At 40.1% G+C, this 13,082-nt stretch carries 13 protein-coding genes; 7 read left to right on the top strand and 6 right to left on the bottom strand.

From position 1 onward, the window contains the following. Window positions 1-2: 2 nt before the first annotated feature. The 5 genes from recJ (at window position 3) to NMG86_RS15855 (ending at window position 7,307) form a co-directional block, all read left to right on the top strand. Window positions 3-2,375 carry a single-stranded-DNA-specific exonuclease RecJ gene (gene recJ, locus NMG86_RS15875; protein WP_026798033.1) on the top strand — a complete coding sequence of 791 codons (2,373 nt, stop codon included), beginning with the start codon at window positions 3-5 and terminating at the stop codon, window positions 2,373-2,375. 136 nt (window positions 2,376-2,511) lie between these two features. After that, window positions 2,512-4,539, top strand: a complete 2,028-nt coding sequence (locus tag NMG86_RS15870; protein WP_026798032.1) for a serine/threonine phosphatase — start codon at window positions 2,512-2,514, stop codon at window positions 4,537-4,539. A 207-nt stretch (window positions 4,540-4,746) separates the two neighbouring features. Further along, window positions 4,747-5,322: an IS607 family transposase gene (locus NMG86_RS15865; RefSeq protein WP_071782560.1), complete on the top strand. Its 576-nt coding sequence runs from the start codon at window positions 4,747-4,749 to the stop codon at window positions 5,320-5,322. Window positions 5,323-5,332: 10 nt separating this feature from the next. Continuing rightward, on the top strand, window positions 5,333-5,926 hold the full coding sequence (locus NMG86_RS15860) for a transposase (protein ID WP_202962703.1): 594 nt from the start codon (window positions 5,333-5,335) through the stop codon (window positions 5,924-5,926). 172 nt (window positions 5,927-6,098) lie between these two features. Further along, complete coding sequence (locus tag NMG86_RS15855; protein ID WP_026786153.1) at window positions 6,099-7,307, top strand: protein kinase domain-containing protein; 1,209 nt, start codon at window positions 6,099-6,101, stop codon at window positions 7,305-7,307. A 160-nt stretch (window positions 7,308-7,467) separates the two neighbouring features. Here NMG86_RS15855 and NMG86_RS15850 read toward each other — a convergent pair whose 3' ends face one another. From NMG86_RS15850 to NMG86_RS15830, 5 genes are all read right to left on the bottom strand, one after another. Beyond that, window positions 7,468-7,692 carry a DUF4327 family protein gene (locus NMG86_RS15850; protein WP_026786154.1) on the bottom strand — a complete coding sequence of 75 codons (225 nt, stop codon included), beginning with the start codon at window positions 7,690-7,692 and terminating at the stop codon, window positions 7,468-7,470. A gap of 258 nt (window positions 7,693-7,950) precedes the next feature. Beyond that, window positions 7,951-8,553: a hypothetical protein gene (locus NMG86_RS15845; protein WP_026786155.1), complete on the bottom strand. Its 603-nt coding sequence runs from the start codon at window positions 8,551-8,553 to the stop codon at window positions 7,951-7,953. 349 nt (window positions 8,554-8,902) lie between these two features. Beyond that, complete coding sequence (locus NMG86_RS15840; protein WP_199918644.1) at window positions 8,903-9,172, bottom strand: hypothetical protein; 270 nt, start codon at window positions 9,170-9,172, stop codon at window positions 8,903-8,905. Then, on the bottom strand, window positions 9,138-9,323 hold the full coding sequence (locus NMG86_RS15835; protein ID WP_026786157.1) for a hypothetical protein: 186 nt from the start codon (window positions 9,321-9,323) through the stop codon (window positions 9,138-9,140). The genes NMG86_RS15840 and NMG86_RS15835 overlap by 35 nt, the downstream gene beginning before the upstream one ends. Further along, window positions 9,320-10,453, bottom strand: coding sequence for an AAA family ATPase (locus NMG86_RS15830; RefSeq protein WP_026786158.1), 1,134 nt, complete (start codon window positions 10,451-10,453; stop codon window positions 9,320-9,322). Before NMG86_RS15830 ends, NMG86_RS15835 begins: the two co-directional genes overlap by 4 nt. 239 nt (window positions 10,454-10,692) lie before the next feature. Between NMG86_RS15830 and NMG86_RS15825 the strand changes: the two genes are divergently transcribed. Beyond that, a complete protein-coding gene (locus NMG86_RS15825; protein WP_071782917.1) occupies window positions 10,693-10,995 on the top strand; it encodes a hypothetical protein in 303 nt (100 codons plus the stop codon). A gap of 93 nt (window positions 10,996-11,088) precedes the next feature. Here the strand turns inward: NMG86_RS15825 and aroA are convergent, their stop codons facing one another. Next, entirely contained in the window at window positions 11,089-12,438 is a 1,350-nt protein-coding gene (gene aroA / locus NMG86_RS15820; RefSeq protein WP_026786159.1) for a 3-phosphoshikimate 1-carboxyvinyltransferase, read from the bottom strand. 107 nt (window positions 12,439-12,545) lie between these two features. On the opposite strand from aroA, the gene NMG86_RS15815 reads away from it, so the two are divergent. Continuing rightward, entirely contained in the window at window positions 12,546-13,031 is a 486-nt protein-coding gene (locus NMG86_RS15815) for a hypothetical protein (RefSeq protein ID WP_026794682.1), read from the top strand. Window positions 13,032-13,082: the final 51 nt, after the last annotated feature.

The following is a 13,082-nucleotide window of genomic DNA, read 5'->3' as shown; positions in this document are numbered from 1 at the left end:
CTATGTGGCAAATTCAACCAAATTTAGATACTCCTGATTGGATTATCCCAATTATTCAAGAGTACGCTCCTCAAATTTCAGGGAAATATGTGGCTCAATTATTATTACATAGAGGTATACAAACCCCTCAACAATTGCTAGGGTTTTTAAACTATAATTGTTATCAACCATCCAGTCCATTTGAATTTGGAATAGAGATGGAAAGGGCAATTGAGCGATTAATTTTAGCCCGAAATCAACAAAAAATTATCACAATTTGGGGGGACTTTGATGCCGATGGAATTACCGCAACTTCCGTATTATGGGATGGTTTAGGACAATTTTTTAGTCGAGAAAATCAACAATTATCCTATTATATACCCAATCGTTTAACCGAATCCCATGGATTAAATTGTGCCGGAATTGATCAATTATATCAACAGGGATGTCAGTTAATAGTTACTTGCGATACCGGAAGTACCAACTTAAAAGAAATTGAATATGCGAATCAATTAGGCATTGATATTATTGTTACCGATCATCATACTTTACTTGAAGAAAGACCTCCAGTAGTTGCTATTATTAATCCCCGTTATTTATCTTTAGATCATCCTTTATATCATCTATCGGGGGTGGCGGTTGCTTATAAATTAATTGAAGCATTATATGAAACTTTGCCCGATATTCCCCAACGTCCCTTAGAAGATTTATTGGATTTAGTCGCCATTGGTTTAATTGCTGATTTAGTTCAACTTAAAGGAGATTGTCGCTATTTAGCTCAATTAGGAATAAAAAAATTACAACAACAATTAAAAAATCCTACCCGTCCAGGGGTTGCCAAACTGTTAGATTTATGCAAACGAACGGGCGATCGTCCTACCGATATTTCCTTTGGTCTTGGCCCTCGAATTAATGCCGTGAGTCGCATTTATGGGGATGCTAAATTCTGTGTTGAACTTCTAACCAGCAAGGATAAAAAACGCTGTCAAGAATTAGCGATAGAAACCGAATTAGCTAATACCCGGCGCAAAGGATTACAAAAAGAAGTTAGTCACGATGTGATGAAAAAATTAAAAAAAATTGACCTATCTACAACTCAAGTTATTGTGTTATCTGATCCGCAATGGCAAGGAGGAGTTTTGGGTTTAGTGGCGGGTCAAATAGCTCAAGAGTATGGACGACCGACCATTTTATTAAGTACAGAAGGAAGCATAGATTTAAGCAATTATCAGCAGGAAATTAGCGATAATTCAGAAGTAAAATTAGCCAGGGGTTCTGCTCGTTCAGTGAATCAAATTGACTTATATGAATTAGTCAAAAGTCAAGCCCATCTTTTGCATCGTTTTGGGGGTCATCCCTTCGCCGCCGGGTTGAGTTTGCCAATAAAAAATATTCCGATATTTATAGATGCAATTAATCGCCAAATGCGAGAAAAATTAGAATCTGATTTGTCGGACATTGGACAACGAAATATTCAAGTTGATTTAGTTTGTACCGTTGCCGAATTAGGGTTTGATTTATTTCAGGAATTAAAACTATTAGAACCCTGTGGTATGGGAAACCCAGTTCCTAAAATATTAATTAAAAATTGTTGGTTTACTAATGCTTGGAATATTTCAGAAAAGGATTTAAGAGGGAAAAAAGTTCAATATATTAAAACCACCTTTGAACTATGGGATCAGTCTATATCAACTGGATTTCCTGGGGTATGGTGGGGACATTATAAAGATGAGCTACCCGAAGGAATATTAGATGTGATTGTAGAACTCGATTTTAATACCTTTAAAGAACAATATGAAATTAGAATCTTAGAATTACGTTTTGCTCAAGATCAGAATCCTCCAGCCTCTATTAATCTTGCTAACCATCCTATTTTAGATTATCGTAATCAAAACTTTAATCAACCTTTATCTGATCACTTATTAATTCTCAATGACTGTCCCACCTGTTGGGAAGATTTACAATCTTGGTTTCGCCGCGCCCATACTGAAAAAAGACCTTTAGCGATCGCTTATACCCTACCCGAATTATTACCGCCTGAAAAAATTTGGGAACAACTGATCGGTATTGCCAAATATCTCAGTCGCACCCATCAACCCGTGACTATTCAACAACTCCGAAATCAATTAAACTTAGGAGTAATTCCCTTAAAAATTGGTTTTAAAATCTTGCAACAATTAGGATTTGATATTGAATATCAGGATCAAAAGTTAGATATTAGCTGGGAAAAATTATCCAGTTTTTATGCTTCTGAAACCCTGAATCAATTAATCCAAAACTTCCTAGATACCATCCAAGAAGAACAGTTTCGCCGTCGATATTTCTGTAAAATTCCCTTGTCAACCCTCGAATCAATCGCGATTCAAACCATCATCAAGGAAGGTAACAAAAACTGAACTTAAAAATTTAAAATAATGGAAGTTAAGATTCATGAATCGGGAATGATCCATTTTTCCTAATCCTGTTGTATAATAAAAAATCGTACCCTTAAAATATCCCTGTGTGATTTCTAAAAAGGCAGGGAATCTAACTATGGTCGTTTGTCCCCAGTGTCAATTTGAAAACCCTAATCTAAATAAGTTTTGCCAAAGCTGCGGTACTTCCCTTACCCAGAAATATTGTCCTGAATGTGCGGCTACCGTTCCCCTAAATACCCTGGAATGTCACAACTGCGGGACAGTAACTGGAACAGTTTATCTAGCCGTGGTTAGCCCTTCGTCCTTAGTCGCTGCTCAACCTGATCAATTAGAATCTTTAAATAATGACCATTTAGAGGGGGCCAATACCGTCGAGGAAGCGATTTCAGATCGAATTGAGACTGAACCCCTTACTCCTGAAACCCCTCAAGAGTCAGACCCAACACCTGCGGCTATTGAACCCGAAGAAGAAATTTTCTCCCAAGCAGATATCGAAGCCATCACCATCGCCCCCCAGGATGCCCTGAGTCCCTCCGGTGAACCGTCATCGCAGGATATGGAATCGCTCGAACTCCCTATTGGAGCCTATTTAGACCCCCAACAGCGTTATCAACTCCTCGAACCCTTACCTCCGCTACAGTCAGGGGAAACCATCACGGTGAAGGTTTTGGATACCCAGCCCTTGCAGGTGTCTCCCCTAAAAGCCCTAGAAAAACAAGATTCTACCCCCTCAGACAAGCAATTACAGACCTTTATTATTACGGCGGCACAACCCTATTTTTCCTTAGCTTCCGAGCATTCTAACTATTTCCCTCGCTTACAAGATGCCTGGGAACAGCCTTTCTATAGTGTGATTATTTTAGAAGATTTTACTAATTTCCCCCTATTATCTGACCAGTGGAGTAACAAGAAAAACACAGCCAAACAAATTGTTTATTGGTTAGAGGACTTAGTAAAACTCTGGGTATTGTTGGAACCTTGGAACTGTCGTCAAAGTTTATTAGAAATTCAGAATTTAAGGGTTTTTTCTGAAGATTCTCAACAGTTATGTTTAAAACAATTGTATTTTGAATCGCCTAATTATGAACTGAGTTTATCGGATTTAGGATTATTATGGCAGGAATTATTTCAACAATCCCAACGGACTTATGTAGGTTCCTTAAAAGAAAAATTACGCGATTTAATTGAAGGAAAAATTCAAACCGTTGAACAATTGCAAAAAGATTTAATGGTAGTTTTAGATGAAATTAATTTTCCCTCAACCTCAACTCCCCAACCGATAGATCGAACAGAAACCCCGCCATCGAGCTTAAATCAAGCTCCAACGGTAATTCCGGCTCAGAAACTCAAATCCCTAGAAGCGGTGGGACGTACCGATATCGGACGTCAACGGGATCACAATGAGGACTGTTTTGGGATGGAAACCCAAATCAAGATTCAAGAAACACCCCTGGGACAAACAAGCTCCGTCCGGGGTTTATATATTCTCTGTGATGGGATGGGGGGACACGCCGGAGGGGAAGTGGCGAGTCAAATGGCGGTTGACACCCTGAAAGACTATTTCCAAAACCAATATCCCGATGGACTCCCCACGACAGAAATCCTACAGGATGCAATTCTTCAGGCAAATGAAGCGATTTATACTGAAAATCAACAGGGAGTCCGTTCCGGTGTGGGTCGCATGGGTACAACCTTAGTGATGGCCTTAGTGGTTGGTCACCAAGTGGCGGTGGCTCATGTGGGAGATAGTCGATTATATCGTTTAACTCGCACCCATGGGTTACAGCAAGTTACCGTTGATCATGAAGTCGGACAACGGGAAATTCAAAAAGGAATTGATCCCGAACTGGCTTACTCTCGTCCCGACGCCTATCAATTAACTCAAGCCTTAGGGCCGAGGGAGGAGCAGTTTGTTCATCCAGAGGTTCAGTTTTTGGAAATTGAGGAAGATACGGTTCTAATTATAGCATCCGACGGCTTAACGGATAATAACCTCTTAGAAATATTCTGCGAAACTCAACTTGATCCCTTACTCAAGCCCGAAACCCCTTTATCCACAGCAGTAGACAGTTTAATTGCTCTGGCGAATCAACATAATGGTCACGATAATATTACGGCTATTGTAGTTCGAGCTTGGGTTTAGGGGAAGGGGTGTCTCAACGTAGTGAGTCCTTTAGGACTCTCTTAGAGGGAGCATAGGGAGGTTGTTTAACAGCGTAAGTTTTATTAACAAATGCTAACGTATGTTATAGTTTAATATAGCAATCCTAAATAAGTTGTAACACTTGCTCCTTGCTGTGCCTGGGTTGTAGGCTCATTTATCTCCACAACTCAAATAGGATTGCTATACATGGCATACATACCACTCAGAAAAGCGGTCGAATTTCTGGATCTGCATCCAAATACGTTGAGAAAATACGCCGATGAAGGGAAGATCAAAAGCATCAAAAACCCAGCAGGACAAAGACTGTACGATGTCGAATCCTACATCAGAGATACAGTGGTCGCTACCACTGTTTGCTACTGCCGAGTTAGTTCAACAAAACAACGGGATGACCTCGATAGACAAGTTGTCTATATGCAATCAGTCTACCCAGATGCAGAAATTGTCCGAGATATCGGTTCAGGACTTAACTTCAAAAGGAAAGGATTGCAAGGGTTACTGGTCAGACTTATGCGAGGAGATAAGCTCACAATTATTGTTGCCTGTAGAGACAGATTATGTCGATTCGGATTTCAATTATTCGAGTTTATGGCAGAACAAAACGGTGGAAACATCGTGGTTCTCGAAAATCCTATATACTGCCCAGAAACCGAACTCACAGCCGATCTTCTCTCCATCCTTGGTGTCTTTTCTTGTCGGATGCACGGACTCAGAAGCTACAGCAAAAAAATCAAAGAAGATCCGAATCTACCTAAACCCTGAACAAAAAAAATTGCTCAAACAATGGTTCGGAGTTAGTAGATTTGTCTACAACGAAACCATTAAATATTTGCAGCAACCTGATACAAAAGCCAACTGGATGGCGATTAAAACAGGAATCTTAAACGGATTACCTGAATGGGCTAAACCCGTCCCTTATCAAATTAAATCAATAGCCATCAAAGATGCTTGTGCTTCAGTTAAAGCTGCAAAAAAAGGGTTTAAGGTAGATGGTAAGATTCGTCGATGTAAATTTCGGAGTCGCAAGGATGTAAAGCAATCAATTTACATCCCTAAATCCGCAATTAAAGATTGTGGAATTTACCACAGTATATTAGGAGGGTGTAAATTCAAAGAAGCACTTCCTGATAATTTTAGTGATGGTCGATTAACACTAATTTATGGTGAGTATTACTTGACCATTGCTACAGAAGTGCAGCAACTAAATTCCGAGAATCAAGGGAGAGTTGTTGCCTTAGATCCTGGTGTTCGCACATTCATGACATTTTTTTCTGAAACATCTTTTGGTTGGCTAGGTAAAGATTCTAACTTGCACGTTCAGAAATTATGTTTCAAGATCGACATCTACCCAATTAAATATGGATAGGGATCTAAATGGTGCGCGAGGGATTTTCCTTCGTGCATTGGTTGATACGCCTTGGTTGAGAAAACATCTTGACTTATGTATTTGTTAACAAACGTTAGCAAAAAAGTATCGGTAAACTCATTACCCATTAATCATTACCTATTCGTAATTCTCTTAACTGATAACTGAATTTATGTTAATTCTAACGTTGTTAGACCCCCAACAAAAAACCCCCCTGCGACAGTGGACATTTGCACAGGAGGCGGTAATTCGAGTTGGACGGGCGGCGGATAATCAAGTTGTAATCGTTGATTCCTTGGTTTCCCGTTATCATCTGGAGTTACACCGTCCAACGGATGAAACCCTGAATTCCCTTTGGTTACTCGTGAGTAAGGGAACAAATGGAACCTTTGTGAATGGGGTTCTCATGAATCAGGGTTTAGTCGGGGATGGTGCTTTAATTGAATTAGCAAAAGATGGCCCCTTATTGCAAATTCAACTTCAGGCCAGTGTCATTGCTATTCCGGCCACTCCTCCCTCCTGTAAGCATCAGGGGAATACGCCGGGGAATTTATTCTGTATTCATTGTGGGCTTCCCATTCTGGTTGAACGCACAATCCGACAATATCAAGTATTGAGAACCATCGGACAGGGAGGAATGGGAACAACCACCCTAGCCTGGGATTCTACCACGGCTAAATCGGCTGTGCCTGTTGTCGTTGTTCTCAAAGAAATGAATGCGGATATGGCACAAATTGCCAAGGCCCAAGAATTATTTGAACGGGAAGCCCGTACCCTAAAAGCCTTAAACCATGAGGGAATTCCCCAGTTTTATGACTTTTTCGTGGAAGATGGCAAAAAATATTTAGTCATGGAAATGATCCATGGCACCGATCTGGAACAGTATATCCATCAACGGGGGCCAGTAATTCCCCAACAGGCGATTCAGTGGATGATTCAAACCTGCGAGATATTGGACTATATTCACTCCCTCGATCCGCCTCTAATCCACCGAGATATCAAGCCTGCCAATTTGCTGTTGCGGAGACGGGATCACCGCATTGTAGTTTTGGACTTTGGAGCCGTGAAGGAGATCGGAACGCCGCCCGGAACCCGCATCGGGGCTGAAGGATATAGCGCTCCTGAACAGGATCGAGGACAACCCCTGACTCAATCGGATTTATATGCGATCGGTACAACCTTAATTTTTTTACTGACCGCCGAAACACCCCTCAAATTCTATGGTAAACGAGGGAATAGTTATGGTTTTGAACTCGATAACGTTCCCACGATTACGCCTCAACTGCGAAAAGTGATTGAACAAGCCACGGAATACCGACCCAAGGATCGCTATCCAACGGCTCAATCTCTATCTCAAGCTTTAGCCCAGTGCCTAAATTGATCAAATCGTGAGGAAGATTTATGCAAAGCAGGAGGAAAGAGCAAAGGACTAAAAGCCACGGATAGAGAAATACAAAACTTTAGACAGTGGAATTTGAAAGGATGAATTTTTGATTGATTATAGACCGACTGAAATCAAGGAGAGTTTGAGAAATAGGTTTCTAATCTTCGTCTTCATCCCAAGCTTCAACGGCTAATAACTCGCTGAGTGGATCTTGCATGGAGAAACCAAATTCTAACAATTCCTGTTTCCAATATTTCCATTCATCGCCATAGAGAAGGGCAATTTTCCATAGACTATCGGAAGGTTTGATAATGTCAGACTTGACCAGGGAATCCACCTGACGCTGTAATTTATCCATCGGGTGTATAACCTTTTGGCTCATAATACCTCTTAAGTTGTTCTAATTTCTAAAGGGTTAACGCTTTCCAACCTGAACGATTTTTCTTTGCATACAGGGCTGATGCCACTCAAAGCAACTTCCTCGATCATGAGTATAGCATAAACTTTGAAAAAGCAATCTTTTTTTTAATTTAGGTGTTAATTCTCGATGACGATGGCTTGAATTTCACCCTAAAGCCAATTATAGCGGGGAAAACCAAAAAGTGTAATCCCAACTTATTGACTAGGAATCGCTCTCTAATTAATCGGTATCCGTAATACACAATACCCAAACTTGATAGTTTCGCTTATCAATTCCAAACCAAGTCACATCCCAAGAAACGCCCGCGAACCACTCTGTCCAAGGTTCTTGAGAAATATACATCTGAATTTCATCATAGCGACTTCCAAACAAAGTCTCACAAAATTTCATCCCGATATCCTTGGCTTGTTTCGCAGTTCCTTCAAATTCTTCATCTGCGCCACCTAAAAATAAAGCCTCTGCTAATTCTCCATCTAAGGTGAAAGCACTGGTATCTTCCGTTAGGTCTAGGTCTGTGGTTAAAGGGGTTTCAATTTCTAAAGCTGATAAACCATCCATCACTGGGGGTAAGGTAACAAACTGTTCAAAAAAATTAATTTCATTCAGTAAGTCCCTGGAGCCAAACCAATTTAACACCGCATGGGGAGAAACCTTAAATCGGGCGAACTCCGCACCCCCATTAACCAAAATTTTTCTTAATTCTTGGAGGAGTTTATTAACAGATGGATCTTCTAGGGGGGTATATACGACTTGTAATTCTTGCCACATTTGCTCAATTTCTTCTTCCGAAGGGCGGTATTGGTCTCGATTAGGAACTAACATCAATGTTGATCTCCAGTTAACAATATTTTATATACTTTACTTGAGTCTTTAAAAACTCACAAGATTATTTTCAAAAAATATTATAAAAGTTAACAGAATTAATAGGGGTTTTTATGGTACTTGTTGATTCTTTTCAGAATCAGCGATCACACTGTAAAATAAAATTAGGCTTATTTTACTCATCTATTTTCTAAATTTATGGAAATGGAAACCTTAAAACAACTAACGAAAAGTTTTGATTAATACCCTACAAGGGAAATATGCTCATTCTCCCACCAGTAGTGAAGATTTTGCTCAACAAAAACAATCATAACATTGACTGGGAGGAATGCAACGGATGAATATTATTTTAGTCTAGTACATCCATCACAACTTTTGCAGCCTCCGTTAAACCTTTGGTGAAAGGAGCATATCCAGTTGAACAACAAGTTTTAATAATGTCTAAATCAATCTCAAACCCTAGTTTCCATCGGATTTGAAGTGGTCGTTGATTGCTACTAACTTCTGAGAGATAAGTTGATTTTGCGATCGCAGTTTCTAAAACATTTTTGATCTCATCTAAGGTTTCTATATTCTCCAGTTGTTCAATGTACAAAATCACAATCAGATAATCTCGCACTTTTGAGTTCTCGTCTAATTAAAGTATGAAGCGCTCCTTCTTTATCCTTGTCAATAATTTTTCCACCGTCTTCGGGTTTAATATAAGGAATACTTGCGCCTAATTCTGCTTCCCCTTCAGCAATTAATCCAATCCGAATCGGACGACTCATGCAGGATTTCCTCCAAATACATTGGTAAACCAAAGTTCACCTAAAGCGCCATCATAAGCTTCCAGTGCTTTTTGAAAACGCACAGAATCTATGGGTAAACTATGAACTTGAGTTTTACCTTCGTTATCTAGTTCAACAGCACGAACTTGATAAGGTTCAACATAATTTAACAGGACAGGAGAATGGGTTGTAATTAAAACTTGAACAGGTTTACCCGCTATTCCTTCTGTTGATACTATTTTCAATAATTCCATCATTTTATGCAGTAACCAGGGATGAACTCCGTTCTCTATTTCTTCAAAACAAAGAATACTCGGAGTGTCTTCTTGATAAAGTGCAGTTAGAAAAGCCAGGATTCTCAATGTTCCATCGGATATGTCAGAAGTTGGGATATGATGTTCTGAATATCTATCCACTAATTCCAGCAAAAAAGTTTGATTATTTATACGAGGTAATGTAATTCTTTGTATATTCGGAACAAGTTGTGTTAAACGTTCCTCTAATTCATCAAACTTTTTACGATTAGCGTGCAAAATATCAACTAGAGCATAAACAATCCCTTGTCCTGTCCTTTCCATGTCACCATTTGATGAGCCATTATTGGATAAGTAAACTGGGGAAAAATCGTAAATACTCACCTTTCTTAAGGCATTGGCAACAAAAGAATCGGGGTATTGATTAGAAACCAAAAATTTTCCGAGTTGAACAGCAAACTGACTGATTTGATTACGAGTTTGTTTAAGATTTCCTATAGAAACTTTTTGCTGAGGATAATCAAGATGAACTAATAAATCTGAAAATATTGTAGTTTCTTCAGAAGAATTGCTTTCTGTTGGAGGATGGGTAATCACTTTAAACAACAGTGAATCTAGTTTCCCATGCCAGAATTTAGATTCCAAACTCTGTTGATTCTTACTGACAATTGTTAAAGAATTGGCAAACAAAGGTATTACCTCTGTCTTACTCGTAGTAGCTATCAACCTTTGGATAAAATCAGATAATACAGCTAAAGATTCACAAATATTTGATTTTCCCGAACCATTCGGCCCAATAAAGACAGTTAAGGGTTCTAAATTAACTTCTGTATCAAAGAGGCTTTTATAGTGCTGAACTCGTAGTTTAGATAACATCTCTTTTAGAGTAAGCAGATTTATTTATTATATAGCAACATTAAACACTTTGTAAAACAAAAACTTTTGTCCAGGCAAAGGATGTTTACCTACAATACCTTATGCAATCTCATACCGCTATAATACTCAGGTTGAGTTAACTGCGATCGCTTCTGTTGAAACCGGGTTTCTTGAGTTTTTGCGATCGCATTCTTAAAAAAAAATATATAATAAACAATAACCCAATTCAAAAGCACTTTATGAATATTACCGATATTCGCAATCAAGTTAAACAGTATGTTGATCAGCTATCTCCTGAAAAACTCATGGTAGCTGCGGATTTTTTATCATATTTAGCAGAACGAGAAAGTCAAGAAGCAACAGAAGAATTACTTAAAATTCCTGGGTTTAAAGAATCTTTTGAAAAAGGCAAGGAAGATGTTTTAGAAGAGCGATTAATTTCTGTTGATAAACTCAAAAAGCAAAAAGTTTTGATTAGTAACCTACAAGGAAAATATGCTCATGCTTCCACCAGTAGTGAAGATTTTGCTGAACAAAAATAATATAAAAGTATATTTTAAAGATGCGATCGCTATTATTAAAACCAGGTTTCTCAAATAATTAGAAACCCGGTTTCTTGAGTTTCTGCGACAATTTTAAACCGTACAAATTTCGGTTAACGTGGCAACAAAATTCGGGTAAGAAATTCCGGCGGCTTCAGCGCGGTGAATAGTAGTTTTTCCTTGACAATTCAAAGCCACGATCGCTAAACTCATGGCAATTCTATGATCCGTATCGCTATCAACTTCTGTCCCATTTAAAGGAAAACCCCCGGTAATTTCTAAACCGTCGGGACGTTCACTAATTTTAGCTCCCAATTGACTCATTTGAGTCGCCATTACCGTAATCCGATCGCTTTCTTTCACCCTTAATTCTTCCGCATCTTTAATAATAGTTGTCCCCTCAGCAAAAGCCGCAGCCACCGCCAAAATCGGAATTTCATCAATTAATCTAGGAATAATATCCCCCCCAATTTCACAGGCTTTTAACAGACTATATTTAACTCGAATATCCGCCACAGGTTCCCCCGCCACAGTGCGTTCATTCTCTAATTGTAAATTCGCCCCCATTTTTTCCAAAGCTTCTAAAATCCCCGTGCGAGTCGGGTTAACCCCCACATTTTCCACGACTAATTCCGACCCGGGAACAATGGCCGCCGCCACTAACCAAAAAGCCGCCGAACTAATATCCCCCGGAACTACAACGTGCTGACCGTTCAGTTCTGCTGGCCCTTTAACGGTTACACTAAAGGTATCCGGTTCAACGGTTAAATTGGCCCCAAATGCCCTTAACATTCGTTCACTGTGATCCCGTGATAGGGCGGGTTCGGTAACGGTGGTTTCCCCTTCCGTCATCAACGCGGCTAACAGAATACAGGATTTCACCTGGGCTGAAGCAATGGGGGAAATATAATGAATGGGGCGTAGGGCTTGACCCTGAACCGCTAGGGGCGCGTAAGACCCCCCTTGACGGCCCCAAATAGTTGCCCCCATCTGTTGTAAAGGTTGCGTAACGCGGGACATGGGGCGACGTACCAGGGAACTATCCCCGGTGACAGTAAAAAATCGTCCGGGGTGGGAGGCGAGTATTCCTAACATTAACCGTAGGGTTGTACCGGAATTTCCGGCGTCTAAAACCTCCAGGGGTTCTTGAAGATTACCCAGTCCAATGCCTTTAACTTCTACCCGTTCGGAATTTAACTGGGAAATTTCTGCCCCCATCCGAGAAAAACATTGGGCAGTGCTGCGGGGGTCTGCCCCTAACAATAACCCTTCGATGGTGGTCACACCCTGGGCTAAGGCTCCTAACATTAAAGCCCGATGGGAAATTGATTTATCCCCAGGAATGCGAATGCGACCTTGTAAGGATAATCCCAATTTGGGGGGGTGTATTGTTAATATTTGCTCAGTTTCTCTATTTTCTGTTGTTATGATGGTCTCTTGCATTTTATGATTTTAGATTAGGTCACCGATGGCTAAAGGTGATCCTACCGCTTTCTCGACTTTAAGCAAATTGGAAACATCGAGAATTTTACCTAATATTGAGATGAGTTATGTTAACACACTATCGCGTCCCTGTGAGTCTGTCTTTAGTTGCTATAGACTTACCCCTACGCTCTTTAATTGAGGGGTCGGCAACCCTCTATCAGAAGGAGCGAGATCAGTTCCATTTATTGTTACATGAACCTGCGTTAGTGGAATGGGAGCCCGATATTTTGCCCCAAGAAACAGCCCCCCCGCCCCAAAAACCCCGTCTATTGTGGTTAGAGGTGTCTCCCTATCGGGCGGTGATGACGATGCAGGGACAGGGGAAATATAGTTATCGTCATTTATGGCAACAGGGAATGTATGGCTTGAGTCGCTATTATTTACAAACGGATTTACAGGCCATGGCCAGTCAATTGCGTCTGCGTAATTTTACTCGGAAGTTGGAGTTAGTCGGACATCCTCTACCTGAATATGTGCGTTTAGAATACGAACTCTGGTCAGAAAATCTACAAATGGGTCGTTATGTTTTAAGTTTGGAAATTCATCATTAACGGGTGTCAGGTTTTGGGTGCAGGGAAAAGATTACGGGGTGTCAATCTTCT

Source organism: Planktothrix rubescens CCAP 1459/22, from assembly GCA_904830895.1.
Lineage (GTDB): Bacteria > Cyanobacteriota > Cyanobacteriia > Cyanobacteriales > Microcoleaceae > Planktothrix > Planktothrix agardhii.
Note: the sequence above shows the minus strand (reverse complement) of the source record. Positions and strands in the feature narration are given on the sequence as shown.